Origin of the sequence: Nesterenkonia cremea (genome assembly GCF_014642675.1) — a bacterium.
Lineage (GTDB): Bacteria > Actinomycetota > Actinomycetes > Actinomycetales > Micrococcaceae > Nesterenkonia > Nesterenkonia cremea.
In genome coordinates this window covers 58,358-84,653 of record NZ_BMIS01000006.1, presented here as the reverse complement: position 1 = coordinate 84,653, position 26,296 = coordinate 58,358, and the positions used below count along the sequence as shown (strand labels likewise).

Genomic DNA, 26,296 nt, shown 5'->3' with positions numbered 1-26,296 from the left:
GCGGTCTTTGGTCAGATGCAACTATACACGCAGATGCGGGGCCGTCATAATCGAGGACCCTGCATCTCTCAGTGCCTCAGTGCCGCAGCGCCCGGAGCCTCATGCTCACCCATGACTTCGATCAGTCTTCCGGCATGTGGACACCTTCCTGGACACGGGCATGACACCTCTGTGCACCTCAGCGGATCCATGGGGAGACGTCACACGCCAGATACGACAGAGGCCCCGTTCCCTGCGAAGGGAACGGGGCCTCTGCGTGCGGATCTCCGGTCAGGAGATCCTAGAGGCTCACTCGGAGACCACCTTGGTCACGTTCGGGTCCACGGCGATGCCGGGGCCGAAGGTGGTGGAGACGGTGACCCTCTGGATGTAGCGACCCTTGGAGGCGCTGGGCTTCAGACGCAGGATCTCGTCCAGAGCAGCGGCGTAGTTCTCCGCCAGCTGCTGCTGATCGAAGCTGGTCTTACCGACGATGAAGTGAAGGTTGGAGTGCTTGTCGACGCGGAAGTCGATCTTGCCGCCCTTGATGTCGCCGACAGCCTTGGCGACGTCGGGGGTCACCGTACCGGTCTTCGGGTTCGGCATCAGGTTGCGGGGACCCAGCACCTTACCGAGGCGGCCGACCTTACCCATCATGTCCGGGGAGGCCACGGCTGCGTCGAAGTCGGTCCAGCCGTCGGCGACTTTGGCGATCAGCTCATCGCCGCCCACGAAGTCGGCGCCGGCCTCCTCTGCCTTGACCACGTTGTCACCCTGGGTGAAGACGACCACGCGGGCGGTCTTACCGGTGCCGTGGGGCAGGTTCACGGTGCCGCGCACCATCTGGTCGGCCTTGCGGGGGTCGACCGAGAGGCGCATGGCGACCTCGACGGTGGCGTCGGTCTTGGAGGGGTTGATCTCCTTGGCCAGTGCGACTGCCTCAGCCGGGGAGTAGACGACGTCCTCGCCGATCTTCTCGAGTGCCGCCTTGTATGCTTTGCTGCGCTTTGCCATCTGCGATGTTCTCCTTAGCAGTTGTGGTACGCGGACCGCGCTCGGCCCTTCCCACCGGCCCGACGGCGTCGGGCCTTCCTATATGTCTGGTACGGCTGTTCAGCCGTCGACGGTGATGCCCATGGAACGAGCGGTGCCGGACACGATCTTGGATGCGGCGGCGATGTCGTTCGCGTTGAGGTCTTCCATCTTGGTCTGAGCGATCTCCTCGACCTGGGCCTGGGTCAGCTTGCCGACCTTCTCGGTGTGCGGAACACCGGAGCCCTTCTGCACGCCTGCGGCCTTCTTGATCAGCTCAGCTGCCGGCGGGGTCTTGGTGATGAAGGTGAAGGAGCGGTCCTCGTAGACCGTGATCTCCACAGGGATCACATTGCCGCGCTGGGACTCAGTCGCGGCGTTGTAAGCCTTGCAGAACTCCATGATGTTGACGCCGTGCTGACCCAGTGCGGGACCGATGGGCGGAGCCGGGTTCGCGGCACCTGCCTCGATCTGCAGCTTGATCAGACCGGCGACCTTCTTCTTGGGGGCCATAATCTGTCCTTACTCTCCGTGCTTCCTCCGGCCTCAGGAGCGAGGGCGGAGGGGTCGGCCGCTGTGGCGCAGCGACCAGCTCGACGCCGCAGGCCAAAGCGAACCTGCGACGTCGGACATCTGTAGTTGTGCTGGAACGCAGCCCAGCCGAGAGGATCAGATCAGTAGATCTTCTCGACCTGGTTGAAGTTCAGGGTCACCGGGGTCTCACGCTCGAAGATCGAGACCAGGACCACCAGCTGGCGGGAGTCCGGCTGGATCTCGGAGATCGTGGCCGGCAGGGTGGCGAACGGACCATCGGTGACGGTCACGGACTCGCCGACCTCGAAGTCGACCTTCACATCCGATGCCGGTGCGGCGGTGCCTTCGCCCTCCACCGTCTCTTCGCCGTCGACGACGGCCTTGCGCGGAGCGTCCGGCTTGCCCAGCAGGTGCTCGGCCAGCATGTCGAAGACCTCGTTGGTGGTCAGCGGGTGCGGGTCATGGGCGTTGCCCACGAAGCCGGTCACACCGGGGGTGTGGCGGACGACGCCCCAAGAGGCGTCGGTGAGCTCCATACGGACCACCACGTAGCCGGGGATGCGCACGCGGTTGACGACCTTGCGCTGGGTGCCCTTGATCTCCACGACCTCTTCCATGGGGACCTGGATCTCGAAGATGTAGTCCTCCATGTCCTGGGTCTGGATACGGGTCTCCAGATTGGACTTCACGCGCTTCTCGTAGCCGGCGTAGGTGTGGACGACGTACCAGTCGCCGAGCTGACGGCGCAGCTTAGCCCTGAGCTCCTCGGCGCGCTCCTCGTAGGACTTCTCCTCCTCGGGAGTCGCCTCCTGCTCGGGAGTCTCCTGCGAAAGATCCTGCTCAGACACTTCTCTCCTGCTTTCCGTGATGCTCAGCTGACGCAGCGATCTGCTGCATCACTCGGCGGCGTCGTCGCCCTCGGGCTCTTCCATCTCCAGCTGCTCGCCGTCCTCGCCACCTTCGATGTCGAGGTCTTCGAGGTTCATATCCTCGAGATCCTCAGGGGCCAGCTCCTCGCCGGGGGCCTGCTCCGGACCGGGAGCGGGGGCGTCGACACCCTCCTCCTCGATCGGGCCGTCCCCACCGAAGATCCAATCTGCGCCGGTGCTGAACACACGGTCCAGGCCGGAGACGATCAGGATGACGATGATCACGAACACCAGGACGACCAGCGTGTAGTTGGTCAGCTCCCTGCGGGTCGGAACAACGACCTTCTTGAGCTCATCGATCACCTGGCGGAGGAACAGCCACACCTTGCCGAACGGGCCCTTGGGGTCGCCTCCAGCAGGGGAGCCCTGCTCATCAGTCGAAGGCGTCTGCGACACGAAGGCTCCATCTGTCAGAACGGATCGGGTGGTGTTTCCGCCGAGAAACGAGACTCAGCGCAGGGCAGACAGGACTCGAACCTGCAACCTACGGTTTTGGAGACCGTTGCGCTACCAATTGCGCCACTGCCCTTCGGGGTCCTGCTCCAGCGTCACGAGCCTACATCAGCAGGCACGGTCAGTAGAGGTGTTCAAGACACCGGTGAAACAGTCTACGCCGAAGCTGTCCGGAACGACAAACCGCGATCCTGACGCCGCTTCACCGATCCCGGTAGGGTGGTTGATGATGACCTCCTCGAACGACGAAGGAACCACCATGCCTGTTGCCTCCCGCATCTCCGACCGCATCGGCTCCATCGCCGAATCAGCGACACTCGCCGTCGATGCCAAGGCCAAGGCCATGAAGGCCGCCGGCGAAGACGTCATCGGCTTCGGCGCCGGAGAACCGGACTTCCCGACGCCGGAGTATATCGTCGACGCCGCCGCTGAGGCCACACGGAACCCCAAGCACCACCGCTACTCCCCCGCAGCGGGTCTGCCCGAGCTGCGCGAGGCCCTGGCCGAGAAGACCACCCGCGACTCCGGATACCGGATCGACGGTCAGCCGCTGGCCGCCTCCAACGTCCTGGTCACCAACGGCGGCAAACAGGCGGTGTACAACACCTTCGCCACGCTGCTGAACCCCGGCGACGAGGTCATCGTCCCAGCACCGTACTGGACCACCTACCCCGAGTCCATCAAGCTGGCCGGCGGCGTCCCCGTGGACGTCTTCGCCGGACCCGAGCAGGGCTACCGCGTCACCGTGGACCAGCTCGAGGCCGCGGTCACCGAGCGCACCAAGGTGCTGGTCTTCGTCTCCCCCTCCAACCCCACCGGTGCCGTCTACTCTCCCGAGGCCGTGGCAGAGATCGGCCGCTGGGCGGCGTCGAAGGGCCTGTGGGTGGTCACCGATGAGATATATGAGCACCTGACCTACGACGGCGCCGAGTTCACCTCCATCGCCTCGCTGCCCGAGCTGGCCGACCAGGTGGTCGTGCTCAACGGTGTGGCCAAGACCTACGCCATGACCGGCTGGCGCGTAGGCTGGATGGTTGGACCCGCAGACGTCATCAAGGCCGCCTCCAACCTGCAGTCCCACGCCACCTCCAACGTCGCCAACGTCTCCCAGGTCGCCGCGCTGACCGCCGTGACCGGACCGCTGGATGCGGTGGAAGAGATGAAGACCGCCTTCGATCGGCGCCGTCGTGCCATCGTGGAGGGCCTCAACGCCATCCCGGGCTTCGACTGCCCCACCCCGGAAGGCGCCTTCTACGCCTATGTGGACGTCCGCGGGGCACTCGGCGAGGACGGCACCGCCGCCGGGATCGCCGGAAAGACCCCCACCACCTCCGCCGAGCTGGCGGAGCTCATCCTCGAGGAGGCCAAGGTGGCCGTGGTGCCCGGAGAGGCCTTCGGCCCCAGCGGCTTCCTGCGCCTGTCCTACGCTCTGGGCGATGAGGACCTGGCACGCGGCATCGAGCGGATCCGTTCGCTCATCGCCGGAAGCTGACGAGGATTAGACTGAACCCCGGAAGATTCTCCAGCCTGCCGACGTCGCCAGGACCATTCGTCATCTGATGAAGGGATGAGCACAAGTATGCGCATCGGACTGCTGACCTCCGGCGGGGACTGCCCCGGTCTCAACGCCGTGATCCGCTCCGCCGTTCTGCACGGCATCAAGAGCTACGGCGACGAGTTCGTCGGTTTCAAAGGCGGCTGGCGCGGCCTGATCGAGGGCGACTACACCGAGATCACCCGCCACGACGTCCGCGGCCTCGCACGCGAAGGCGGCACCATCCTGGGCACCTCCCGCACCCACCCGTACAACCATCCCAAGGGTGGCCCGGAGAACATCGCCAAGCAGATGAAGCGTCACGACATCGACGCCGTCATCGCCATCGGCGGCGAGGGAACCCTGGCCGGCGCCAAGCGCCTGGCCGACGACGGGGTCCCCGTGGTCGGCGTGCCCAAGACCATCGACAATGATCTGAAGGCCACCGACTACACCTTCGGCTTCGACACGGCGATCTCCATCGCCACCGACGCCATGGACCGGCTGCGCACCACCGGCGAATCCCACCACCGCTGCATGGTCGCCGAGGTCATGGGCCGCCATGTGGGCTGGATCGCCCTGCACTCCGGTATGGCCGCCGGCGCCCACGCCATCCTCATCCCCGAGCAGAAGGTCGACCTCGACCAGGTCTGCGAATGGGTGGAGCAGGTCCACTCCCGCGGCCGCTCCCCACTGGTCGTGGTGGCCGAGGGCTTCATCCCCGAGGGCGACGACGAGGCCCTTGCCGGCAAGGGCCACGAGGCCGACGGACGCCCCCGCCTGGGCGGCATCGGCGAGTGGCTGACCGGGCGCATCGAAGAGCGCACCGGCATCGAGACCCGCAACACCACGCTGGGCCACATCCAGCGCGGTGGTAACCCCACCGGCTACGACCGCGTCCTGGCCACCCGCTTCGGCATGAAGGCCCTGGACCTGGCCCATGAGAAGGCCTGGGGCCACATGGCATCGCTGCGCGGCACCGAGATCGTCCAGGAGGACCTCGCCAGCGCGCTGGACGGCCTCAAGGCGGTCCCCGCCGAGCGCTACGAAGAGGCCAAGATCCTCTTCGGCCGGTGATCTGCCCGAACTGAGAGAGGCCGGGGAACCCTTGTGGTGCCTCGACCTCTTCGCTGTGCACCGGAGTTCCCCACGCCGGCGACCTCTCCTTCTCTGTGAGGTCGCCGGCGTCGTCGTATCTGGGCCCGCCCTCTGTCGGATGAATAGTGCGGGGCGGCGTGACTGGCAGTCGGGGCAACGAGGTGTGATCAGATACGCGCGTAATGACCGCCGAATCTGGCGATATGACGGCCTTATCTGATCACACAGTGGGAGAGACTCAGCGGGTTCCGGTGCCTGAAGGGCGGCGGGGCGCGCGGACGAAATCGCCCTGCGGACGGCCGACAGTCTTGCCGGCGTCGGGACGGACGATCAGCTCCTGAGCCGCGGCGTAGAAGGTGGGTGCGGGCGCCTCCTCCGCGAGACCCTCAGCACTGGCCTCCTCAGCGCCCTCCTGCGGCTCGGCGGCGCTCGCGACGGCGTCGCGGACCACCAGCCCCGCTTCCGGGTCCACACGGCGCTTGACCAGGGCCAGAGCGATCGGACCCATCTCGTGGTGCCGGACCGCAGAGGTCACCACGCCCACGGCGCGCTCAGCTGCCAGAGCCTCGGCGTCGGCGGTGGGCTCCTTGGGGGCCAGCACCTCGGCGCCCACGGCGGGCAGCGTGTGCTCGGAGCCGTCCAGGTGCAGGAAGACCAGGCGGCGCGGCGGATGCCCCAGATTGTGCACCCGAGCCACAGTCTCCTGGCCCTTATAGCAGCCCTTGGAGAGGTGGACGGCGGTGCGGATCAGGTCCAGCTCATGCGGGATGGCCTTCTCATCGACCTCACGGGCAAGGCGCGGACGCCAGGCGGCCACGCGCAGGGCCTCGGCTGCGAAGGTCCCGGCCAGCGTCCAGTCCTGGGCCTCCAGGCCCTCGACCACGGCGGCCAGGCTCTCCCGCGGGATCACCGTCAGATGCCAGGACCAGTCGGCCCCGGGATGACCCGTCTCCTCCACAGCGGCATAGCTGGCGGCACCCGGCCCCAGCTGGGGCCACGGGTCCTCCCAGCGGGCGGCCGCGGAGACGGCGTCGGGAAGTTCCTCAGGAAGCGGCTGCACCGAGCCCAGCACGGCGTAGTCGTCCGTGCGATCGGTGATCTCCACCCGCAGCATGAACTTCATCGCGTCCAGCCATTCGGCCAGGACGCCGCCGTGGGTGTTCTCAGTGATCAGCCAAGCGGTCTCGCCGTCATCGGTGATCACCGCGTCGTGCTCGATGCGCCCGGAGATGTCCAGCAGCAGCAGCTCGGAGGACTCCCCCGGCTTCAGTCCGTCCACCTTCTGCGAGGACAGGGTGGTCAGCCAGCTCAGCCGGTCCGGACCGGTCACCGTCACCACGGAGCGGTTGGAGAGATCCACCGCTGCGCGACCCCGGTCCAGAGTCCGCTGCTCCTTGGTGGGGTCCCCGTAGTGGGCGGCCAGGCCGGCGTCGTCGCCGGAGTCTGCCACAGCACCGGGACGCTGCAGAAGAGGGGAGGAATACTCGGTCACAGGACGGCTCCTTGGAGGTCTGGGAGACCAGGCGTTGCTCAGACGCGGTCGAGGATGGCGGAGGCGTGGGCGGTCATGCCCACACCCTCCTGCACATCCCAACGCCAGAACAGCTGGTTGTTCACCAGTCCGAACATGCGCGTGGCGCCCGGGTATTCCGCCGCCTGCTCACCGCGCATCACAGCGTCGGTGGCGATCTGCAGCTGCGGGCCCTTGATGCGCCCGTAGTAGAGCTCGGTGATGCTGCCCGGATGCGAGATCGTCGCCGTGATCGGGTAGGAGCCGTCCTCATTGGCCAGCTCCTCCACCTCGGAGGCACTCTTGAAGGCGGGGACCACATCGGCGGGGTCCAGACCGGGCCCGACGTCGGCGTCGGTGCGCTGGCGGTCCAGGGACCAGAAGCCGGTCTCCACGCTCAGCGGGCGCAACCGGGTGCCGTCGTGATCGGTCAGCCAGGATTCGGCGCGGTACTCGACGAATTCCAGCCCCGAGTCACGGAAGGTGACCTTCTGGGTGAAGGTGGGGTCGGACTCCTCACCTTCGCCCAGCCGTCCCTGGCCTTCCCACTCGCCCAGCAGCCAGTACAGCGGTGCGAGCTCAGGAGTCAGGTCAGTGGGCAGCTCCATAGGTGCCATAGAAGGTCAGCGCTGTCCCTTGTACAGGCGGGAGACGACGACCCAGGAGATACCGGCGACGATCAGTGCGCACAGCACGATCAGCCCGATGAAGAAGATCTCCATGGCCAGAAGCGAGACGTTCTGCAGTGCGAAGTTCATAGTCAGCAGTGTAGCTGGTCACACCAGCAGGACGCGTTCCGTGAAGTAGATGAGAACACCTGTTGCGGCGATGGGCGCCGCACCCACGGCCGTCCCGGAGAGCAGGCCCGACGGCGCCCCCTGTTGGATCAGGAAGCGGCGGAAGCAGGCCAGCAGCGCACCGGCACTGAGCCCGATGATCCCGGCGAAGAGCAGCGTCAGCTCACCCCAGAACACAGCCAGCCCGACGGCGGCGGCCGCACTGCCCAGCACCACCAGCGGCAGGCTCAGCGCGTCGCGCCAGGGAAGGCAGGCGATGAGCGAGCCGATGAACAGCGTGGCCGCGGCCAGTCCCACCACGCTCAGCTCGCCGCCGGGGCCGGTCACGCCCAGCATGCCCCAGTCCTCGTAGGGCATCAGGCCGCGCACGCTCAGGAAGCCCATGACATCGGACTGCTCGCCGCCCTCGGCCAGGCTGGCCGGGTAGCGCAGGCCGGCCACCCAGCCCGCAGCGGTGGTGGTGACGACGACGCCGGCGCAGGCGCCCAGCGTGGACTCCAGCCGGTGCGGCCGGCCGGTGCCGCGCAGCACCTGGATCAGGAAGACGGCGATGATGCCGAAGGCCAGGGAGACTGAGGACCAGAAGAAGAGGGTGTCCACCGCCGCGGCGATGGACGCGCCGACGGCGGCGACGATGCCGGCGGCGGCGATCACCGCGGACAGGGAGCCTCGGGCGGTGACCCCCATCAGCTGAGGCCAGCCCAGTGCGACGACGGCACAGATCAGGCACACCACCACGGTGAGTGCGGCGGTGCCCAGCCAGGAGGTCAGCGCGAGCGCCGCCGCGGAGATCAGAGCGGAAGCGGCCACTGGTAGATACTTCACAGGAGACCATCCTGCCAGAGGGGGCTGAACGGCTCGCTCAGCGCTCATGCCGGGGATGGGACTTCCGCCGCCCGGATCAGGGCTCATGAGTCCTGTGGGACAGAGGGCGACGGAGGCGACATCACCTCGGCTATACTCCTTGACCAGTCCCGCGGCGCGCATCGGCGCGTTGGAGACCTGTAACGGCGCTGTAACAACGGGACTGGTTTACTCGGACCCGGCATCAACGGTGCATGACGTCCAGATGAACCGGGCTCGATGCCCCGCTGTGAGGCAACTCACGGACCTATGGCCACCATGGGGAGGGGCTCAGCCGCCACACTGGTGACAAGCAGTCGAGAGGGAGGACGACGGATGGCACAGGTGTTGCTGCTCTCTGACGCCCCCGACGACGCTCTGCCCTCCTTGGAGCTGCTCAATCACCGGGTTCGCTCCTTCCCTTCTGAGGCTTCGAGCATCGTCCGCGCGCCGAACGTAGACATCACGTTGATCGACGCAAGGAAGAACCTGGCCCACGCACGATCGCTGTGCCAGCTGGTCAAGTCCTCGATGCTCTCCCCAGTGATGGTGATCGTCTCCGAGACCGGCCTGCCCACGCTCAACGAGTCCTGGCACACCGATGACTTCCTGCTCACCGACTCCAGCCCCGGAGAGATCGACGCACGCATCCGCCTGGCCGCCGTCGAGGTGGAGGATGAGGCGCCCAGCGGCGAGATCCGCGCCGGCGCCATCAGCATCGATGAGACCACCTACATGGCCACGATCAACGGCCGGCTGCTCAACCTCACCTATAAGGAGTTCGAGCTGCTGAAGCATCTGGCCCTGCACCCGGGCCAGGTCTTCACCCGTGACCGCCTGCTCCACGACGTCTGGGGCTACGACTACTTCGGCGGCACCCGCACCGTGGACGTCCACATCCGACGCCTGCGCGCCAAGCTCGGCTCCGAGCACGAGACGCTGATCGGCACCGTCCGCAACGTGGGCTACCGCCTGGTGGTCTCCGGAAGCGATGACAACGGCGAGGGCGAAGATATCCCTGCCGCAGACAGCCTCTCCTCAGATACTGTGTAAGTCCATGACACAGTGCCCCTCGCCCGGAGGGGCAGCGGCGCAGGGAGTGTGAGATCCATGAGCACCGAGGCTCAGAGTCAGGCCGAGAGGGCCCAGCCCCAGGACATCACCGTGGAGACGCTGCGCGAGGCACCCAGCCGCGAGCGCGTGGAGGCGCTGAACGAGCTGGCCCGGGCGGCCGAGGACGCCGACGGCAACCCTCCTTTCTCCGAACAGACGCTCATCGAGCTGACCAAGGCCCTGGAGAGCGACGTCGGCGAGGCTCCGCTGACCATCGCCTACGCCTGGGCGGGCGCAGACACCGCCGCTGAGACCGAGGTCCGCACCGACGACGCCTACCGCGGACTGCTGGCCGGGGCCGGCGTCGTGGTCATGAGTGATCCCCAGGACGGCCAGGAGAGCCCGGATGTGCTCGAGATGGTGGTCCGCCCCGACTGCCGCAATCAGGGCATCGGCGGAATGCTGGCCGCCGCGCTCTCCCAGGGCACCCTCTCCCCCACCACCGGACGGCTGCAGCGCGCGTGGGCCCACGGTGAGCATGCTGCGGCGCAGCGGCTGGCCTCGCGGTTCAGCTGGACCCCGGTCCGCGAACTCTGGCGGATGCGGCTCTCCGCAGTGGACCAGATGTCCTCCGAGGACCTGCCCAGCGCACAGCTCCCCGAGGGCATGGAGATCCGCCCCTTCCGCCCCGGTCAGGACGAGCAGGCCTGGCTGCGCACCAATGCCGCAGCCTTCGCCGATCACCCCGAGCAGGGTCGGCTGACGCTGGAAGATCTGCAGGCGCGCATGGCCGAGGACTGGTTCGATCCGGCCGGCTTCCTGCTGGCCTGGGAGAAAGGTGCCGACGGCGAGGAGACGCTGCTGGGCTTCCACTGGACCAAGGTCCACCACCCCGAGGAGGGGGCCGAGGAGCACGAGACCGTCGGTGAGGTCTATGTGGTCGGCGTCGCGCCTGAGGCGCAGGGACGCGGCCTGGGGCGCTCACTCACCCTGGCCGGCATCGAGCATCTGCACCGCGAGGGGCTCAGCGCCATCATGCTCTACGTAGATGCGGACAATGAGCCTGCGGTGGGGCTCTACCGGACGCTGGGCTTCACCCGCTGGGACGTGGACACCCAGTTCGCGCCCTCCTATCAGTAGGCCTGCTGCTATGAGCCTCTGCGTAGGTCTCTGCGTGACGCCCGGAGTGCACCGGGCTGGTATCTTTCAGGTGTGAGCACCGGAGCACTTCTGCATCAGGGCCCCCGCCGCCGAACCGCTGATTCCGCCGATGACGGCACCGATGCGCAGATCCTGGCCGCCGGGGCTCTCTGCTGGCGGCTTCATCGCGGCGAGCTCGAAGTCCTGCTGATCCACCGTCCGCGCTATGACGACTGGTCCTTCCCCAAGGGGAAGCTGGACGATGACGAGACCCTGCCCGAATGTGCCGTGCGCGAGGTGTCCGAGGAGATCGGGCTGAAGGTTCGGCTGGGCATCCCGCTGCCGATCACCCGCTATGACGTGGTCAAGGCGCGCAGCGACGACGCCCAGGGCAACCCTCGGGCGGAGAAGCGGCGCAGCAAAGCGGTCTGGTACTGGGCCGCCGAGGTCAAAGAGGGCACTCCGCGCCCCGACGCCGAGGAGACCGACGAAGTCCGCTGGGTGACCATCGACGCCGCCCGAGAGATGCTGACCCAGAGTGGCGACATCGTCCCGCTGGATGCCCTGGAGCGTCTGCACGATGAGCAGCGGCTGCGCACCACACCGTTCGTGGTGCTGCGCCATGCCAAGGCCAAGCCCCGCTCCTCCTGGTCCCGTGCCGAGGGAGAGCGGCCGCTGGCCGCCACCGGCAAGCGGCAGGCCAAGGCGGTGGAGCGGCTGCTGGCCGCCTGGCGACCCCGCCACCTGGAGTCCAGTCCGTGGAAGCGCTGTGTGGAGACGGTGGCGCCCTATGTGAAGCAGCACCGGCACAAGATCAAGTACCGGAAGTCGCTGACCGAGAAGCGGGCCCAGGAGAATCCGAAGAAGCCGCAGAACCGGACGCATAAGTCCCTGGAGCTGCTGCAACCCAGCTGCCTGTGCACCCACCGGCCGGTGCTGCCGCTGGTGCTGGAGGAGCTGCGCGGCTGGATCAAGGATGAGTTCATCCGCGAGGCCCTGCCCGCAGAGGACCCCTATCTGGCCCCGGGCGCGGTGATCGTCGCCCAGCAGGCCACCGACCGCAGCGGAGAGGTCGTCTCCGTGGAGGTCTACGACCCCTTCGACGACTGAGCGGGCTGGCTCCGGCCTCCGGCCCTGGGGCCGCCCCACCTGCCGAATTGCGTACCTCATTGTCGAGATTGAGGTACGCGATCCCCGTATTCGCCACATTCCGGTACACGATCTGCGTCGATCCGCGTCCAGGCCCCGGGCGGTAGACTGGCTGCGTGAGCTCAGCTGATGCAATCCCCACGCCCTATGAGGACCTGCTGGCCGATGTGATGGCCAACGGCACCCATAAGTCGGACCGCACCGGCACCGGGACGCGCAGCGTCTTCGGCCGCCAGATCCGGTTCGACCTGGCCGAGTCCTTCCCGCTGATCACCACCAAGCGGGTCCACTTCAAGTCTGTGGCCCTGGAGCTGCTCTGGTTCCTGCGCGGCGATTCCAACGCCACCTGGCTGCAGGAGCGCGGTGTGCGCATCTGGAACGAATGGGCGGACCAGGACGGCGAGCTCGGCCCCATCTACGGCGTGCAGTGGCGCAGCTGGCCCACTCCCGACGGCGGCTCCCTGGACCAGATCAGCCAGGTCATCGAGCAGCTGAAGTCCAGCCCCGACTCCCGCCGCCATGTGGTCTCCGCATGGAACCCGGGCCAGCTCGAGGAGATGGCCCTGCCGCCCTGCCACATCCTCTTCCAGTTCTACGTGGCCGACGGCAAGCTGTCCTGCCAGCTCTACCAGCGCAGTGCAGACATGCTCCTGGGCGTGCCCTTCAACATCGCCAGCTACTCGCTGCTGACCCTCATGGTGGCCCAGCAGGTGGGCCTGGAGCCCGGTGAGTTCGTCTGGACCGGCGGCGACTGCCACATCTACGACAACCACGTGGAGCAGGTCCAGGAGCAGCTCTCCCGCGAGGCCTACCCCGCCCCGCAGCTGAAGCTGGCCCGCACCCCGGAGACGATCTTCGACTACGAGCTGGAGGACTTCGAGGTCCTCGACTACCAGCACCACCCCGCCATCAAGGCCCCCGTAGCCGTCTGAGGCGCCTGAGGTCCGCACCGAGGGAAGGAGCACTGTGAAGACGCAGCTGGTCGGAATGATCTGGGCCGAGGCCGCCGAGGGCGTCATCGGCCATGAGGGCGGCATGCCCTGGCACCTGCCCGAGGACCTCGCCTACTTCAAGAAGATGACCGCCGACTGTCCGGTGATCATGGGGCGGAAGACCTGGGAGTCGCTGCCGGAGCAGTTCCGGCCGCTGCCCAAACGCACCAATGTGGTCATCAGCTCCGACGCCGGCCGCGCCGCCTCGCTGCGCTCCGAGGGTGCACTCACCGCCTCCTCGCTCAAGGAGGCGGTCGATCTGGCCGGGCAGAAGGCGCCCAAGGCCCATATGACGTGGATCATGGGCGGCGGACGCATCTACGCCGAGGCCATGGAGAAGGATCTGGCGGATCTGGCCTCCATCACCCGGATCGACCTGCAGACCGCGGGCGACACCTACGCGCCCCAGCTGGGTGAGGGCTGGGCCGGCGTCGTGAAGGTCCCTGAACAGGGGTGGAAGACCGCTGAGAACGGTACGCGCTATCGCTTCGAGACCTACCGCAGAGAGGGTCGCCCATGACTGACAAGCCGGAACTCCAGCACGACGCCGCCCAGGCGGGATTCGCCAACGCCGTGGTGCTGGGCCTGGCCGCCTATGTGGTCTTTCCCGTGCTCGCACTGATCACCGCTGTGATGGGCCTGGTGCTCATCCTCAACGACCGGCTGGTGCCGGGGCTGATCTTCCTGGCCGTGATCCTGCAGGCCTGGGTGGTCGCCGGGCTGTGGACCCATTTCCGCCGCACAAAGATCCTGAACCGGGACACCCGCGTGGTGGAGCGCCAGACCCGCGAGGAGCGCGAAGAGCGCGAGTCCTGATCCGGCGTCGGGTTGACCTGGCCTCTTGAGCGGGGACGAGCTGAGCGGCTGATCGAGGCCGGGCTGAACTGTCAACTCCAAGAACGGGCGGCTGCGCTTTTTCGATACGCTGGAGAGCATGACTTCCACCGTTTCTTCCGTAGGCCTCATCGGCTGGCGCGGCATGGTCGGCTCCGTGCTGGTCCAGCGCATGCTCGACGAAGGCGACTTCGCCCACATCAACCCGGTGTTCTTCTCCACCTCGAACGCCGGCGGCCCCGCCCCGACCTTCGACGGCGTGGAGGCCGAGGAGACCAGCCTCCAGGACGCCTATGACATCGAGACGCTGAAGAAGCTCCCGATCATCGTCACCGCACAGGGCGGCGACTACACCAAGGCCGTCTACCCCAAGCTGCGCGAGGCCGGCTGGGACGGCATCTGGATCGACGCAGCCTCCACGCTGCGCATGGAGGACACCTCCATCATCACCCTGGACCCCATCAACCGCGACGTCATCGACGCCGGCCTGGCAGCCGGGGTCAAGGAGTTCGTGGGCGGCAACTGCACCGTCTCCTGCATGCTCATGGGCCTGGGCGGCCTGTTCAAGCAGGACCTGGTCGAGTGGGGCACCGCCATGACCTACCAGGCGGCCTCCGGCGGCGGCGCGAAGCACATGCGCGAGCTGCTGAACCAGTTCGGCGACCTGAGCTCCGCCGTGGGCACCGAGCTGGCCGATCCGGCGTCAGCCATCCTCGACATCGACCGCAAGGTGCTCCAGACCCAGCGTGAGGGCCTGGACGCCTCCCAGTTCGGCGTGCCGCTGGCCGGGTCGCTGATCCCGTGGATCGACGCCGACCTCGGCAACGGCGTGGCCAAGGAGGAGTGGAAGGCCGGCGTCGAGACCAATAAGATCCTCGGCCGCGGCGACAACCTGGCCCCCGGCGTGGACCGCCGCGGGGACGCAGTGCCCTTCGACTCGCTCTGCGTGCGCGTGGGTGCCCTGCGCTCCCACTCCCAGGCGCTGACGCTGAAGCTGCGCGAGGACATCCCGGTCAGCGAGATCGAGGACATCGTCGCCAAGGGCACCGACTGGGCCCAGCTGGTGCCCAACGAGAAGGAGGCCACTATGGAGCAGCTGACTCCCGTGGCCGCCACCGGCTCCCTGGACATCCCGGTGGGCCGCATCCGCACGCTCGAGATGGGCCCGGAGTACATCTCCGCATTCACCGTGGGCGACCAGCTGCTGTGGGGCGCGGCCGAGCCGCTGCGCCGCATGCTGCTGATCGCCGTCGGCAAGCTCTGAGGCGCTCTCCCGCCTCCACGACGAGAGATTCCTGTGGCATATCCCACAGGACCACAGAAGGCCCCGGCGCTCTGAACTGAGCACCGGGGCCTTCTGCATACCTTGGGGCACCTGAGGAGGAGCAACTCCAGCCGAGGCCCCGAACACCCCTTCTGACCTTCTGAACCGGCCCACCCTGCACAGAACCAGTCCCTATGATGCCCAACGGCCCAGAACTGACGAATCAGTCGGAACTGGCTGGACAGACACTGGACACACTGGTTCACCACACACCGCAGGGTATGACGAAAGGAAGGTATGGAGGACTCCGGTTCACCCATCCTCAGCACGGCTACCGTCGTCGTGCTTCTGATCCTCTTCTACGGGATCACGCTCTATGTGGCGCTGAGGATCCGCCGCAAGAAGGAGAACGCGGACGCCTATATGACCGCGGGCAACAAAGTCGGTTTCGGCGTGGCAGCCGCAAGTATGACTGCCACGTGGATCTGGGCGTCGTCGCTCTACGCATCAGCCACCTCCGGCTACAACTACGGGATCTCCGGCCCCATCCACTACGGCCTCTGGGGCGCCCTGATGATCCTGTTCATCTACCCGTTCGGCCGGCGCATCCGACAGATCGCCCCGCGGGCTCACACACTGGCAGAGATCATGCGCGCACGGCACGGCAGCTCCAGCCAACTGCTGCTCGCCGGCTCCAACGTGGTCGGAAGCATCATGAGCCTGATGACGAACTTCGTGGCCGGCGGCGCCCTGATCGCCATGTTCTCCCCGCTGAGCTTCGTCCACGGCGTCATCGCCGTGGCCACAGGCGTGCTGCTCTACACCTTCTGGTCCGGCTTCCGCGCCTCAGCCCTGACCGACGTCATGCAGGTGCTGGCGATGCTCCTTCTGGTGGGAATCATCATCCCCATCATCTTCTTCGCCGCCGGCTTCCCTGAAGCTTTCGAATCCGGATCGGCCAACCTCAGCCCGGAGCAGGGCAACTTCTTCTCCTCCGAGGCCTTCCTCAACCAAGGTGCGCCCTACATCGCCGCCGTCCTGGCCTATGCGATCGGCAACCAGACCATCGCGCAGCGCCTCTTCGCCGTGCGGGAGGACCTGATCAAGAAGACCTTCGTGACAGCCACTGTGGGCTACGGAGCGATGGTCATCGGCGTCGGGATGCTCGGAGTCCTGGCCCTGTACCTCGGTGTGGAGCCGGCCGGCGGCGACAGCAACAACCTGGTGCCGCAGATGGCGGCCGAGTACCTGCCGACCGCACTGATCGCACTGTTCCTGATCATCATCATCGGTGCGCTCTCCTCGACTGCGGACTCGGACCTGTCCGCGCTGTCCTCGATCGTCATGGCCGACATCTACGGACAGAACATCGCGAAGCGCGGCCGGGCCAACCCTCAGACGATGCTGTTCGTCGGACGCATGACCATGGTGCTGGCCACCGCTGCGGCGGTGATCGTCGCCGGCCTGCAGCTCGACATCCTGGACATGCTGGTCCTCGTCGGCGCCCTCTGGGGTGCACTCGTGTTCCCGGTGATCGCCAGCTTCTACTGGCAGAAGGTCACCAACCGGGCCTTCGTCACCGCAGTGCTGACCGCCCTGGCGGTCTTCCTGCCGGTGCGCTTCGACTGGCTGCCGATGGAGACTGCCTTCTTCGCTGTGATGGTCGACCTGCTCAACGCGGTGGGCATCGGCGTGATCCTGGGGCTCATGGCCTTCGGCTTCTTCGGTCTCCGGGCAGGACAGGTCACCGGTGTGCTGGCCACGGTGATCAGCCTGCCGCTGACCTTCGGCTGGATGCACGAGTACACCGTCCTGAGCGCCTCCCTGGTGGCCTACGCCGTGAGCACCCTGGTGTGCATCGGCATGTCCGTGCGCAGCGGCGCCAGCTTCGACTTCTCCGTGATCAGTCGGCGGGTCGGAGACTTCGACGAACGCCGGTCTGAGACGGATCAGGATGCACCGGATGACGCCGATGCCGACGACCGCGAGACCGCAGAGAGGAGCTGAACGACGTGGAGACCATTCTGCTGACGCTCTATGTGCTGGTGTGGCCGGTCATCGTGCTGGCCGTGATGTCACTGCTCGTCAAGGGATTCGTCGCGGACTGGCGCGAGGCCCGCCGCGAGGGCCGCACGCTGCTCTGACTTCCCGGCGCTGAGCCGCTGGGTGAGGCCATAAGGTCCCGGCATCCCATCCAGGGGTGCCGGGACCTTCTGCAACCGCCATAGACTCAGCAGAGACGGAGGTCATCAGAAAATCCGCCCCGTCCGAGGAGCGCCGGCACCAGCACTGACCAGAGAGGGCCGCGCCCTCAGCTGCGCGGGATGAGCCCCTCGCGGCCGCCGGAGACCCAGTCCACCTTGAAGCTGCGCTCACCCCGGACCTGCTCGGCCAGGGCGTCCAGGCGCGCGATGACGCCGGCATCGAGCTCGACGCCGGCCCCTCCGGCGCCCAGCCCGGCCTGCAGCTCGTCCCAGTGCTCGGCATAGCGGGTGCCCGGGATAGGGGAGATCTCCACGCCCAGGCCGTGGGCCTTGGCGAAGAGCCAGGCCAGCGCCAGCCCCGCCGCGGGGACGTCCAGCGCGGCCGCCTCAGCAAGCACCTGCTCGGCCAGCTCCTGGTTCAGCGGCAGGTTCTCCGCCTGGAACCAGGGGAAGTTATGCCGGCCATCGCCCTCACCCAGCGCATCCGGGGTGAAGTGATCAGTGATCAGCCCGCGGCCCACCGGGGAGTAAGGCACAAACCCGACCCCCAGCTCCGCGCAGGTGGGCAGCACATAGGTCTCCACGTCCCGGGAGAAGATGCTCCATTCGGACTGCACCGCGGTCACCGGGTGCACGGCGTGGGCGCGACGGATCTCCTCGCCGGTGGCCTCGGAGAGCCCGATGGCGCGGACCTTGCCTGCCTCGACCAGCTCGCTCAGCGCCCCGGCGCTCTCCTCGATGGGCACCTCCGGGTCCACCCGGTGCAGGTAGTAGAGGTCCACATAGTCGGTGCCCAGCCGCTTCAGGCTCAGGTCGATCTGCTCACGGATATAGGCGGCATCGCCCCGGGGGCGGCGCTGTCCGACGCCACCGCCCTTCTCGATCCCCACCTTGGTGGCCAGCACGAAGTCGTGGCGGCGCCCGTCGAGGAACTTCCCCACCACCTGCTCGCTGACCCCGTCGCCATAGATGTTGGCGGTGTCGATGAAGTTCACACCGCGCTCCTCCACGTGATGGAGCAGATCGATGGCGGCGTCCTCGGCCATGCTCCCGTAGGCGCCGGCGATGGACATCGCCCCATAGCCGATGGAGGTCACGTTCAGGGCGTGGTCGCCGCTGCCCAGGCGGACATCCGCGACAGGCATATGACAGTCCTTCCGAGATCGTTGCATGAGGTCGCCGCAGCTCTTCAGATCAGGCCGGCAAGACGCTAAAGGGTGCATCCCAGCAGCACCGGCTCCGGGCGGAGCTCGACGCCGAACCGTTCCTTCACCGCGTCGCGCGCGGCGCGGGCCACCGTCAGCAGGTCCTCGGCCGAGGCCGTGCCGCGGTTGGTCACCGCCAGAGTGTGTTTGGTGGACAGCGAGGCCCGGCCCCCGGTCAGCTCAGCACCGAAGCCCTTCGCGCAGCCGGACTGGTCGATCAGCCAGGCTGCCGAGAGCTTCACCAGCTCCTCACCGGACTCGCCCTGCCCGGCGGGGAACCGCGGGGCGCCCTCGGGCAGTCCGGCCGCGGCAGAGGCCGGGACGATCGGGTTGGTGAAGAAGGAGCCGGTGGAATAGGTGTCCGGGTCGGCGTCGTCGAGGACCATGCCCTTGCCCGCGCGCAGCGCCAGGACCTTTGCCCGGACGTCCTGCAGCGGGGCGCGGCGCTCGTCCTCGGCCGCGTTGGCCTCCAGGCCCAGGGAACGGGCCAGCTCGCCGTAGCGCACCGGTGCCGAGAGGGTCTCCTCCCCGCGGTGCTCCAGGGCGAAGCGCACCGAGAGCACCACATAGCGCGGCGAACCGCTGAGCGTGGTGCGCTTGAGCAGCGAATTCCGGTAGCCGAACTCCAGCTGCTCGGCCTCCAGGGTGATCAGCTCGCCGGCGGCCCGGTCCCAGGCCCGGATGTCGAGCAGCGTCTGGGAGACGTCGGCGCCATAGGCACCCACGTTCTGCACCGGCGTGGCCCCCGCCGAACCGGGGATCCCGGAGAGCGCCTCCAGGCCGGAGCAGCCGTGGTCCACGGTCCACGCCACCGTCCGGTCCCAGTTGGCTCCGGCGGCCACGGTCACCACGGCGGTGTCTGGGGAGAGCTCGGCGGAGATGCCGGTGAAGGCCAGCTGCAGCACGGTGCCGCCGAAGCCGGCGTCGGAGACCAGCAGATTGGATCCTCCGCCGAGGACCAGCAGGCTGTCCTGTCCGGCGGCCCGCTGCTCCTGCGTGGGCAGCGGGTGCTGCTGCAGGACGGCCAGCGCCTCCTCCTCGGTGCGGGCGATGATCCACTCCCCCGCGGAGCCACCGACCCGTGCCGTGGTGTTCTCGGCGAATTCAGTCATCAGGCGAGCTTCACCACAGCCTGAGACTTCGCCAGCACCTTCTGCGGCTTGGCGTCCTCGGTCTCGGGCTCCTGCGGCAGCAGCTCCACGCTCAGGTCGACCCGTGCGGTGCCGGCCTCAGCGTCCACCGCGCCGATCTTCCCGCTGATCCGCAGCGTGGCCGTGGGGGTGTCCGGACCGCCCTGCTCGGCGTCGGGAACCGGGACCGGCTTGGTGAAGCGGGCCTGGTAGTCCAGCACTGCACCCGGATCCCCGGCCCAGCTGCTGACCAGGTCCACGGCCGAACCCATGGTGAGCATGCCGTGGGCGATCACGCCGTCCAAGCCGACCTCGCGGGCGAAGCGCTCGTTCCAGTGGATCGGGTTGTGGTCGCCCGAGGCGGCGGCATAGGCGATCAGATCAGCGCGCGAGAAGGTGATCTCGCGGGAGCCGATCTCTTGGCCCTTCTCCAGGGTGTCGATGTCAGGGGTGCTTGGGGAGCTGGTGCTCTGGTCGCTCACGCGGCGGCCTCCTCATTCTCCTCATCGGCACGGACCAGCAGGCTGGAGGTGACCGTGGAACGCAGATCACCCTCCGGCGTCGTGATCTCCACCTTGGTGGTGACCATGGCGCCCGCGCCCATCACACGGATGCGGTCCACGGTGACCTGGGCGTGCAGGGTGTCGCCGGCCAGGATGGGGCTGTGGTGGGAGAAGCGCTCATCGGCGTGGACCACGCGGCTGAAGTCCACACCCAGCTCCGGGTCCTCGATGGCCGCGGCCTCAGCCCGCTGGGCGACGACGACGGCGAAGCTCGGCGGTGCCACCAGGTCGCGGTGGCCCAGGAGCTCGGCGGCATCGACCTCATAGTGGGCCCGATGCTCCGCCTTCACCGCGACGGCGAACTCGCGGACAGCCTCGCGGCTGACCTGGTACGGCTCTGCGGGTGGGTACTGGTGACCCTCCCGTGCAGTGTTCACGCTCATGCTCAGGAGCCCTTCTTCTTGGATTTGTTCGCGCCCGTGCCCTTGGCCCGCTGGGCCTGCTGACGTTCACGGTGGGCCTGGATGATCTCCTTGGCCTGACGGCGGCGCAGCAGGATGGAGATCAGGTGGCTGAAGATCCCGACGCCGACCAGCAGGATCCCGAAGGTCCGCAGCGTCCCCTCAGCCGACCCGCCGCTGATCGCAGCGAGCACCAGCAGGATCACGCCGCCGAAGGTACAGGCCATCCCGGTCACCAACGTGCGGCGATAGGCCGGCGTTCCGTTGGTCCACGGGTCGAACCGCGGAGGCTGGTTGGGCGCAGTGTTCATCGCTGGTCATATTACCGGCCAGGCTGGGCGACGTCCTGATCGACCCAGTCGAAGGACTTCTCCACCGCTTTGGACCACTGGTGCAGCAGCTGCTCCCGGGCCGCGGCCTCGATCTGTGGGCTCCAGCGGGTGTCCTCGGCCCAGTTGGCTGCGACCTCCTCGGTGGACTCCCAGAAGCCGACAGCGAGCCCGGCCGCATATGCTGCGCCGAGCGCTGTGGTCTCGATGACCTTGGGCCGGACCACATCCACGCCGAGCACATCGGCCTGGAACTGCATCAGCGTCTCATTGACCACCATGCCGCCGTCGACCTTGAGCTCTGTGAGCTCATCGGAGGCATCAGCACCCATCGCCTCGACCACTTCGGCCGACTGGTAGGCCACCGACTCCAGGGCCGCCCGGCAGAGGTGGTTCTGGTTGACATACCGGGTCAGCCCCACGATCACACCACGGGCATCAGGGCGCCAATGCGGTGCGAAGAGCCCGGAGAAGGCCGGGACGATATAGGCTCCGCCGTTGTCTTCGACCTTCTTGGCCTTGGATTCGACCTCCTGCGCCGAGGAGATCAGGCCGAGGTTGTCCCTCAGCCACTGCACCAGCGAGCCGGTCACTGCGATGGAGCCCTCCAGGGCATAGATCGGCTTCTGTCCACCGAGCTGGTAGGCCACAGTGGTCAGCAGTCCGTTCTCTGAGCGGACGATGTCTTCACCAGTGTTCATCAGCATGAAGTTGCCGGTCCCATAGGTGTTCTTGCCCTGTCCGGGTTCGTAGCAGGCCTGCCCGAACGTCGCAGCCTGCTGATCCCCCAGGATTCCGGTGATCGGCGTGTCGATCAGCAACGACTCTCTGCGGCCGTAGCCGTACACTTCCGAGGAGCTGCGGATGTGCGGGAGCATGCTCAGCGGAATGCCCATCGCCTCAGCGAGATCGCCGTTCCAGTCGAGGGTGTCTATGTTCATCAGCAGCGTCCGCGAAGCGTTGGTGACATCGGTGATGTGGACTCCCCGGCCTTCCCCTTCCGGGGAACCGGCACCTCCAGTGAGGTTCCAAATCACCCAGGTGTCCATCGTCCCGAAGAGCAGGTCCCCGTTCTCGGCACGCTCCCGGGCGCCGTCGACGTTGTCCAGGATCCAACGGATCTTCGGGCCGGCGAAATAGGTGGCCAACGGCAGACCGGTGGACTCCCGGAAGGCAGCACTGCCGTGGGAGTCTTCGAGCTCATCGCAGATGACCTGGGTGCGGGTGTCCTGCCAGACGATCGCATTGTAGACCGGCTTGCCGGTATGCCGGTCCCAGACCACCGTGGTCTCGCGCTGGTTGGTGATGCCGACCGCGGCCAAAGAATGCCGGTTCACATCAGCGTCCGCCAGGGCCAGACCGATGACTTCCCGGGTATTGCGCAGGATCTCCTCGGCGCTGTGCTCCACCCAGCCCGGCTGAGGGAAGATCTGCTGGTGTTCACGCTGACCCGAGGAGATGACCCGACCTGCGTGATCGAATACGACGGCACGGGTCGAGGTGGTGCCTTGGTCGATGGCCAAGACGTACTGGTCGTCGGTGGGGCGCTTCGAGTGTGGGGCCTGAGTCATAGATCTGCCTTTCAGGATTGTGTGGGATTCACGTCCGCCGGTGAGAGCTGGGAGGGTGCGTGCTGGCGCCTATCCAGCGAGCATGACAGGCGCTGTGAGCCCGGCGGCGACGGCGCCGGTCAGGGGGCCCGCGATGGGGACCCAGGCGTAGGCCCAGTCGCTTCCGCCCTTGTGGCGGATGGGCAGCAGGGCGTGGGCAAGCCGGGGACCGAGATCCCTGACCGGGTTGATGGCGTAACCGGTGGGGCCTCCCAGGCACGCGCCGATGCCGACCACCAGCAGCCCCACCTGCAGCGGGCCCAATTCCGTCGGGGTCGCGCCGAAGAGCAGGACAACCAGCACGAACGTGTAGGTGGCGATGCTCTCAGTCACCCAGTTCCAGCCATAGCTGCGCTCGGCGGGATCAGTGCAGAAGGTCGATTTGATGACAGCCGCGTCTTCGGCACCGTCGTACTGCTTCTTATATGCCAACCAGGCGACCACCGCCCCGAGGAAGGCCCCGATCAGCTGGGCTGTGAAGTAGACGAGCATAGTGGGGACATCAGCGGCGATGCCCGGGGCGAACTCGCTCTCGCGGGAGACGAACAGCCCCACCGTCACCGCGGGGTTGAGATGCGCACCCGAACCCCACCCCACATAGACGCCGGCGAAGACCGCCAGCCCCCAGCCCCAGTGGATCATCAGCGGGCCGCCGCCGTTGCCCTTCGCCCCGGGCAGCAGCGCGTTGGCGACCACGCCGGTGCCGAGCAGGACCAGGGTGGCCGTACCCATGATTTCGAACAGGAAGATGGTCTCCACCGAATGACTCCTTTGTCATGATGCTCAGGTGTGAGCAGATCGTTGCTTCTTGGTTCCCCGACGCAGTCAGGAGGTCTTGAGAGTCTGCTGAACAGGCAGCGCCCTTCTCATGAGCTCGGCGGCCTCGGAATCTGAGGAGGAGCACTCTGCCGCCAGGTAGGCCTCGACATAGCTGGTGTAGGCGCGGCACTCATAGTCGACCCGTTCCTCATCCCAGCCGAGCTCCTCGGCGACGAGGGCTGCCACATGCACGGATGCCTCAAGCCCGCGGTCCGAGACTTCGTGGAACAGGCGGGTGCGTCGTTCCAACAGATCTTCCAGGTGCACGGCGCCCTCGTACCGGGCAGCATAGACGTACTCGACACCCAGGTAACCGGCGGCACCGGGAACCGGCTCGCCGAGCTCGGGGCGCTGGTCGATCAGGTCCAGGACCTCGGCCAGCAGGCTCCCGTACCGGCCCAGCAGACGCTGCACGGTCTTCGGCGAGAAGTTGTACTCCACAGCGATGTCATCTGCCCGGCCGGTCCACTCCCCGTAGCCCTGAGCGCCCAGCAGAGGCAGATGCTCAGTCAACGACGCACGGTCCCGATAGTGCTCAGCGATCGCAAAATCGACGGCGTCCTGAGCCATCGAACGGTAGGTGGTGAGTTTGCCCCCGGCCACCGCGGACAGACCTGGAGCCATACGCATCACCGTGTGTTCCCGTGAGACCTTCGAACTGCTGGCCCCATCAGCATCGACCGGCTGCAGCAGAGGCCGCAGCCCCGCCCATGTGGCGATGACGTCATCCGTGGTCAGGCCCGTCTGAAGAACCGCATTGGCATGTTCGAGCACATAGGCGATGTCGGCCGCGTTCGGAGCCGGAACATCCACCGGCTCATGCCAGGCGGTGTCCGTGGTCCCCACCGACCAGTAGTCGCCCATCGGAATGATGAACAGAACCGACTTCTCCGTCTGGGTGATCACTCCGACATGCTCCTGAGCCGGGATGCGGTCCTTGGGAACAGTGATGTGAATGCCTTTGGACGCCAGCACCTTCAACGCAGGACCCGATCCGTCCTGGGCCTCAGCATGGGCCAGCTTCTCCTGCTCTCCGGTCCACACTCCGGCAGCCATGATGGTCTCGCGGGCATAGACGGTGTGCTCGACTCCGGTCTCCCTGTCCAGGAGCACCACACCGATGACCTCGTCCTCACCATCGTGGGTGTGCCTGAGGTATTCGGTGACCTCCGTGCGCACCGCCACATGTGCGCCCAGGCTGGCGGCCGAACGGGCAAGTGTCATCACCAGGCGTGCGTCATCGACCTGCGCGTCGAAATACTCCAACGCCCCGACGAACTTCTCACCGTCCAGTCCTGGGAACCTCTTCTGCAGTCCCTTCCGGCTCATATGGCGGTGCAGCGGGGCACGGCCGGCACTGCTGAAGACCGACTTCAGCCCGTTTCCCAATGCCGAGGCTGCCGTCGAGAGCCCGTCATAGAGCGTCACCCCGGAGCCGATGAACGCCCGGTCAGCAACGCGATGTTCGAAGGGAAAGACGAAGGGCAGCCCCTTGACCAGGTGAGGAGCTGTGCGAGTCATCATCAGGTTGCGCTCACGCAACGCCTCCGCTACCAGCTTGAAGTCCAGCATCTGCAGATACCTCAGCCCACCGTGGACCAGCTTGGAAGAGCGCGAGGATGTCCCCTGAGCCAGGTCACGCGCCTCGATCAGCCCGACCCGAAGCCCTCGGGTGGAGGCGTCGAACGCAGCGGCCGCACCGACCACACCGCCTCCGACCACCAGAACATCCAGAGGGTCCTCCGGCGTCGTCCCGCTCAATGCTTCAAGGGCGTCCTGGCGAGTGGCGGAGTTCATCGGCGAGGGCTGCATGGCGCACCATCCTGAGATTCGGAAGTGAGTGTGACCTCCATGACATATCAGGACGACCTTTTTCTCAAAGGGAGTGCACATGTGTGCATTTCTGGGGCAGACTGGCCCCCATGAGAGGTTCCTACCGGGAAAAGATCGAGTACACAGCTGCACAGATGTATTACGGCGAGAACCGAACCATGCAGTACATCGCACGCGAGTTGGAGATCTCGCGGTCCACAGTGTCCCGCCTGCTCGCAGAGGCCAGAGACCAGGGAATAGTGCGGATCAGCCTGCATCCGCCGACCGACCGCCCCAGCGCACTGGAGCATCGCATCGCCGAACAGCACGGCATCACAGTCCATGTGGCACACACCGGCGGCAGGAAAGCCGCCCCCCAGGATGCCGTTGCCCGGCTGGCCGCAGGCGTGATCGACGCGATGGTGGAGCCCGAGACCGTCATCGGCGCGGCGTGGGGAGCGACGATGACCTCCGTGGCAGAGCACCTCCCCGACCGTCATGTTCCCGGGGTCCAGGTGGTCCAGCTCAACGGCTCGGTGAACTCTCAGCCCGTGGCCGCCGAGGCGACGGGGACAGGGCTGGGGATGGGAGTGGTGGAGCGCTTCGCCGAGGCCTACGGGGGACGTCCGCACCTGTTCGCCGTCCCTGCCATCTTCGACTATGAGCAGACCAAGCAGCTGCTCTGGCGTGAACGCTCGACCTCCCGCGTGCTGAATCTGCAGCGCCGCACCTCTGTGGCTGTGTTCGGAGTCGGCGCCTTTGCCGATGGAAGACCCTCTCAAGTCTATGCAGACGGCTATCTGAGCCGCGACGACCTCAACCAGCTGGCCGATGAGGAGGTCGTCGGCGACGTATGCACAGTCTTTCTGCGCGCCGACGGATCATGGCGCACCATCGAGCTGAACAGCCGCTGCTCCGGAATGCGCCCGGATGAGCTGAGCCGGATCCCACGCCGCGCATGCGTGGTCAACGGCCCCCATAAGGTGCCCGCGCTGCGGGGAGTGCTGGCAGCCGGGCTGGTCACCGATCTGGTGATCGACCAGGCTTCAGCGAATCTGCTGGCCCATGGGGAATAGGGAGAT

The 26,296-nt window shown here is 66.9% G+C and carries 28 protein-coding genes and 1 tRNA gene; 12 read left to right on the top strand and 17 right to left on the bottom strand.

Annotated features, from left to right (window positions below; genetic code table 11):
• Positions 1–288: 288 nt before the first annotated feature.
• The 5 genes from rplA to IEW85_RS07970 all read right to left on the bottom strand — a co-directional run bounded on the left by rplA (position 289) and on the right by IEW85_RS07970 (position 3,003).
• Positions 289–993 (bottom strand): 50S ribosomal protein L1, encoded by a 705-nt coding sequence (gene rplA / locus IEW85_RS07990; RefSeq protein WP_188684457.1) that lies wholly within the window; start codon positions 991–993, stop codon positions 289–291.
• A gap of 99 nt (positions 994–1,092) precedes the next feature.
• Positions 1,093–1,524: a 50S ribosomal protein L11 gene (gene rplK / locus IEW85_RS07985; RefSeq protein WP_188684455.1), complete on the bottom strand. Its 432-nt coding sequence runs from the start codon at positions 1,522–1,524 to the stop codon at positions 1,093–1,095.
• Between the two features lie 161 nt (positions 1,525–1,685).
• On the bottom strand, positions 1,686–2,393 hold the full coding sequence (nusG, locus tag IEW85_RS07980) for a transcription termination/antitermination protein NusG (protein ID WP_229658899.1): 708 nt from the start codon (positions 2,391–2,393) through the stop codon (positions 1,686–1,688).
• Positions 2,394–2,441: 48 nt separating this feature from the next.
• Positions 2,442–2,870 carry a preprotein translocase subunit SecE gene (gene secE / locus IEW85_RS14630; protein ID WP_188684453.1) on the bottom strand — a complete coding sequence of 143 codons (429 nt, stop codon included), beginning with the start codon at positions 2,868–2,870 and terminating at the stop codon, positions 2,442–2,444.
• A 60-nt stretch (positions 2,871–2,930) separates the two neighbouring features.
• A tRNA-Trp gene (locus IEW85_RS07970) sits at positions 2,931–3,003 on the bottom strand.
• Between the two features lie 183 nt (positions 3,004–3,186).
• Between IEW85_RS07970 and IEW85_RS07965 the strand changes: the two genes are divergently transcribed.
• Both IEW85_RS07965 and IEW85_RS07960 read left to right on the top strand, forming a co-directional pair.
• Entirely contained in the window at positions 3,187–4,419 is a 1,233-nt protein-coding gene (locus IEW85_RS07965; RefSeq protein ID WP_229658898.1) for a pyridoxal phosphate-dependent aminotransferase, read from the top strand.
• 87 nt (positions 4,420–4,506) lie between these two features.
• Complete coding sequence (locus tag IEW85_RS07960; protein ID WP_188684683.1) at positions 4,507–5,538, top strand: 6-phosphofructokinase; 1,032 nt, start codon at positions 4,507–4,509, stop codon at positions 5,536–5,538.
• A gap of 259 nt (positions 5,539–5,797) precedes the next feature.
• Here IEW85_RS07960 and ygfZ read toward each other — a convergent pair whose 3' ends face one another.
• Genes ygfZ through IEW85_RS07945 form a run of 4 tightly spaced genes read right to left on the bottom strand, consistent with a single transcriptional unit; the run spans position 5,798 to position 8,691 of the window.
• The gene (gene ygfZ / locus IEW85_RS07955; protein ID WP_229658897.1) at positions 5,798–7,051 is read right to left on the bottom strand and encodes a CAF17-like 4Fe-4S cluster assembly/insertion protein YgfZ; all 1,254 of its coding nucleotides are present in this window, start codon (positions 7,049–7,051) and stop codon (positions 5,798–5,800) included.
• A gap of 38 nt (positions 7,052–7,089) precedes the next feature.
• The gene (locus IEW85_RS07950; RefSeq protein WP_188684449.1) at positions 7,090–7,686 is read right to left on the bottom strand and encodes a nitrobindin family protein; all 597 of its coding nucleotides are present in this window, start codon (positions 7,684–7,686) and stop codon (positions 7,090–7,092) included.
• 6 nt (positions 7,687–7,692) lie between these two features.
• Positions 7,693–7,827, bottom strand: coding sequence for a hypothetical protein (locus IEW85_RS14565; protein ID WP_268234664.1), 135 nt, complete (start codon positions 7,825–7,827; stop codon positions 7,693–7,695).
• Positions 7,828–7,845: 18 nt separating this feature from the next.
• Positions 7,846–8,691, bottom strand: a complete 846-nt coding sequence (locus IEW85_RS07945; protein ID WP_188684447.1) for a hypothetical protein — start codon at positions 8,689–8,691, stop codon at positions 7,846–7,848.
• A 354-nt stretch (positions 8,692–9,045) separates the two neighbouring features.
• On the opposite strand from IEW85_RS07945, the gene IEW85_RS07940 reads away from it, so the two are divergent.
• The 9 genes from IEW85_RS07940 to IEW85_RS14350 all read left to right on the top strand — a co-directional run bounded on the left by IEW85_RS07940 (position 9,046) and on the right by IEW85_RS14350 (position 17,285).
• Complete coding sequence (locus tag IEW85_RS07940) at positions 9,046–9,762, top strand: winged helix-turn-helix domain-containing protein (protein ID WP_188684445.1); 717 nt, start codon at positions 9,046–9,048, stop codon at positions 9,760–9,762.
• Positions 9,763–9,819: 57 nt separating this feature from the next.
• Positions 9,820–10,902: a mycothiol synthase gene (gene mshD, locus IEW85_RS07935; protein ID WP_188684443.1), complete on the top strand. Its 1,083-nt coding sequence runs from the start codon at positions 9,820–9,822 to the stop codon at positions 10,900–10,902.
• Positions 10,903–10,974: 72 nt separating this feature from the next.
• A complete protein-coding gene (locus IEW85_RS07930) occupies positions 10,975–12,012 on the top strand; it encodes an NUDIX hydrolase (RefSeq protein ID WP_229658896.1) in 1,038 nt (345 codons plus the stop codon).
• A gap of 155 nt (positions 12,013–12,167) precedes the next feature.
• Complete coding sequence (locus IEW85_RS07925; RefSeq protein WP_268234663.1) at positions 12,168–12,983, top strand: thymidylate synthase; 816 nt, start codon at positions 12,168–12,170, stop codon at positions 12,981–12,983.
• Positions 12,984–13,017: 34 nt separating this feature from the next.
• Complete coding sequence (locus tag IEW85_RS07920) at positions 13,018–13,563, top strand: dihydrofolate reductase (RefSeq protein WP_229658895.1); 546 nt, start codon at positions 13,018–13,020, stop codon at positions 13,561–13,563.
• Positions 13,560–13,859: an NF038396 family protein gene (locus IEW85_RS07915; RefSeq protein WP_188684441.1), complete on the top strand. Its 300-nt coding sequence runs from the start codon at positions 13,560–13,562 to the stop codon at positions 13,857–13,859. Before IEW85_RS07920 ends, IEW85_RS07915 begins: the two co-directional genes overlap by 4 nt.
• 118 nt (positions 13,860–13,977) lie before the next feature.
• Positions 13,978–15,141 carry an aspartate-semialdehyde dehydrogenase gene (asd, locus tag IEW85_RS07910; RefSeq protein WP_188684439.1) on the top strand — a complete coding sequence of 388 codons (1,164 nt, stop codon included), beginning with the start codon at positions 13,978–13,980 and terminating at the stop codon, positions 15,139–15,141.
• A 297-nt stretch (positions 15,142–15,438) separates the two neighbouring features.
• Positions 15,439–17,148, top strand: coding sequence for a sodium:solute symporter family protein (locus tag IEW85_RS07905; RefSeq protein ID WP_188684437.1), 1,710 nt, complete (start codon positions 15,439–15,441; stop codon positions 17,146–17,148).
• 5 nt (positions 17,149–17,153) lie between these two features.
• The gene (locus IEW85_RS14350; RefSeq protein ID WP_229658894.1) at positions 17,154–17,285 is read left to right on the top strand and encodes a putative transporter small subunit; all 132 of its coding nucleotides are present in this window, start codon (positions 17,154–17,156) and stop codon (positions 17,283–17,285) included.
• A gap of 167 nt (positions 17,286–17,452) precedes the next feature.
• Here IEW85_RS14350 and IEW85_RS07900 read toward each other — a convergent pair whose 3' ends face one another.
• The 8 genes from IEW85_RS07900 to IEW85_RS07865 all read right to left on the bottom strand — a co-directional run bounded on the left by IEW85_RS07900 (position 17,453) and on the right by IEW85_RS07865 (position 25,214).
• Positions 17,453–18,490 carry an aldo/keto reductase gene (locus IEW85_RS07900; RefSeq protein ID WP_188684435.1) on the bottom strand — a complete coding sequence of 346 codons (1,038 nt, stop codon included), beginning with the start codon at positions 18,488–18,490 and terminating at the stop codon, positions 17,453–17,455.
• A gap of 65 nt (positions 18,491–18,555) precedes the next feature.
• Positions 18,556–19,662 (bottom strand): UDP-N-acetylmuramate dehydrogenase, encoded by a 1,107-nt coding sequence (locus IEW85_RS07895; RefSeq protein WP_188684433.1) that lies wholly within the window; start codon positions 19,660–19,662, stop codon positions 18,556–18,558.
• Positions 19,662–20,162, bottom strand: coding sequence for a MaoC family dehydratase (locus tag IEW85_RS07890; protein ID WP_229658893.1), 501 nt, complete (start codon positions 20,160–20,162; stop codon positions 19,662–19,664). Before IEW85_RS07890 ends, IEW85_RS07895 begins: the two co-directional genes overlap by 1 nt.
• Positions 20,159–20,626, bottom strand: a complete 468-nt coding sequence (locus tag IEW85_RS07885; protein ID WP_188684430.1) for an FAS1-like dehydratase domain-containing protein — start codon at positions 20,624–20,626, stop codon at positions 20,159–20,161. Before IEW85_RS07885 ends, IEW85_RS07890 begins: the two co-directional genes overlap by 4 nt.
• Before the next feature lie 2 nt (positions 20,627–20,628).
• Complete coding sequence (locus tag IEW85_RS07880; protein ID WP_188684428.1) at positions 20,629–20,955, bottom strand: hypothetical protein; 327 nt, start codon at positions 20,953–20,955, stop codon at positions 20,629–20,631.
• 11 nt (positions 20,956–20,966) lie between these two features.
• Positions 20,967–22,544: a glycerol kinase GlpK gene (glpK, locus tag IEW85_RS07875; protein WP_188684426.1), complete on the bottom strand. Its 1,578-nt coding sequence runs from the start codon at positions 22,542–22,544 to the stop codon at positions 20,967–20,969.
• 69 nt (positions 22,545–22,613) lie between these two features.
• Complete coding sequence (locus IEW85_RS07870; RefSeq protein WP_188684424.1) at positions 22,614–23,342, bottom strand: MIP/aquaporin family protein; 729 nt, start codon at positions 23,340–23,342, stop codon at positions 22,614–22,616.
• Positions 23,343–23,408: 66 nt separating this feature from the next.
• Positions 23,409–25,214 (bottom strand): glycerol-3-phosphate dehydrogenase/oxidase, encoded by a 1,806-nt coding sequence (locus IEW85_RS07865; protein WP_188684422.1) that lies wholly within the window; start codon positions 25,212–25,214, stop codon positions 23,409–23,411.
• Positions 25,215–25,324: 110 nt separating this feature from the next.
• Here IEW85_RS07865 and IEW85_RS07860 point away from each other — a divergent pair, with 110 nt between their 5' ends.
• Positions 25,325–26,290: a sugar-binding transcriptional regulator gene (locus IEW85_RS07860; protein WP_188684420.1), complete on the top strand. Its 966-nt coding sequence runs from the start codon at positions 25,325–25,327 to the stop codon at positions 26,288–26,290.
• Positions 26,291–26,296: the final 6 nt, after the last annotated feature.

Bases quoted from the DNA above. Each gene is read 5' to 3' on its own strand.
- rplA (WP_188684457.1), bottom strand. From the start codon at position 993: ATGGCAAAGCGCAGCAAAGCATACAAGGCGGCACTCGAGAAGATCGGC.
- rplK (WP_188684455.1), bottom strand. From the start codon at position 1,524: ATGGCCCCCAAGAAGAAGGTCGCCGGTCTGATCAAGCTGCAGATCGAG.
- IEW85_RS07965 (WP_229658898.1), top strand. From the start codon at position 3,187: ATGCCTGTTGCCTCCCGCATCTCCGACCGCATCGGCTCCATCGCCGAA.
- IEW85_RS07960 (WP_188684683.1), top strand. From the start codon at position 4,507: ATGCGCATCGGACTGCTGACCTCCGGCGGGGACTGCCCCGGTCTCAAC.
- IEW85_RS07950 (WP_188684449.1), bottom strand. From the start codon at position 7,686: ATGGCACCTATGGAGCTGCCCACTGACCTGACTCCTGAGCTCGCACCG.
- IEW85_RS14565 (WP_268234664.1), bottom strand. From the start codon at position 7,827: ATGAACTTCGCACTGCAGAACGTCTCGCTTCTGGCCATGGAGATCTTC.
- IEW85_RS07940 (WP_188684445.1), top strand. From the start codon at position 9,046: ATGGCACAGGTGTTGCTGCTCTCTGACGCCCCCGACGACGCTCTGCCC.
- mshD (WP_188684443.1), top strand. From the start codon at position 9,820: ATGAGCACCGAGGCTCAGAGTCAGGCCGAGAGGGCCCAGCCCCAGGAC.
- IEW85_RS07915 (WP_188684441.1), top strand. From the start codon at position 13,560: ATGACTGACAAGCCGGAACTCCAGCACGACGCCGCCCAGGCGGGATTC.
- asd (WP_188684439.1), top strand. From the start codon at position 13,978: ATGACTTCCACCGTTTCTTCCGTAGGCCTCATCGGCTGGCGCGGCATG.
- IEW85_RS07905 (WP_188684437.1), top strand. From the start codon at position 15,439: ATGGAGGACTCCGGTTCACCCATCCTCAGCACGGCTACCGTCGTCGTG.
- IEW85_RS07900 (WP_188684435.1), bottom strand. From the start codon at position 18,490: ATGCCTGTCGCGGATGTCCGCCTGGGCAGCGGCGACCACGCCCTGAAC.
- IEW85_RS07895 (WP_188684433.1), bottom strand. From the start codon at position 19,662: ATGACTGAATTCGCCGAGAACACCACGGCACGGGTCGGTGGCTCCGCG.
- IEW85_RS07885 (WP_188684430.1), bottom strand. From the start codon at position 20,626: ATGAGCGTGAACACTGCACGGGAGGGTCACCAGTACCCACCCGCAGAG.
- IEW85_RS07880 (WP_188684428.1), bottom strand. From the start codon at position 20,955: ATGAACACTGCGCCCAACCAGCCTCCGCGGTTCGACCCGTGGACCAAC.
- glpK (WP_188684426.1), bottom strand. From the start codon at position 22,544: ATGACTCAGGCCCCACACTCGAAGCGCCCCACCGACGACCAGTACGTC.
- IEW85_RS07865 (WP_188684422.1), bottom strand. From the start codon at position 25,214: ATGCAGCCCTCGCCGATGAACTCCGCCACTCGCCAGGACGCCCTTGAA.
- IEW85_RS07860 (WP_188684420.1), top strand. From the start codon at position 25,325: ATGAGAGGTTCCTACCGGGAAAAGATCGAGTACACAGCTGCACAGATG.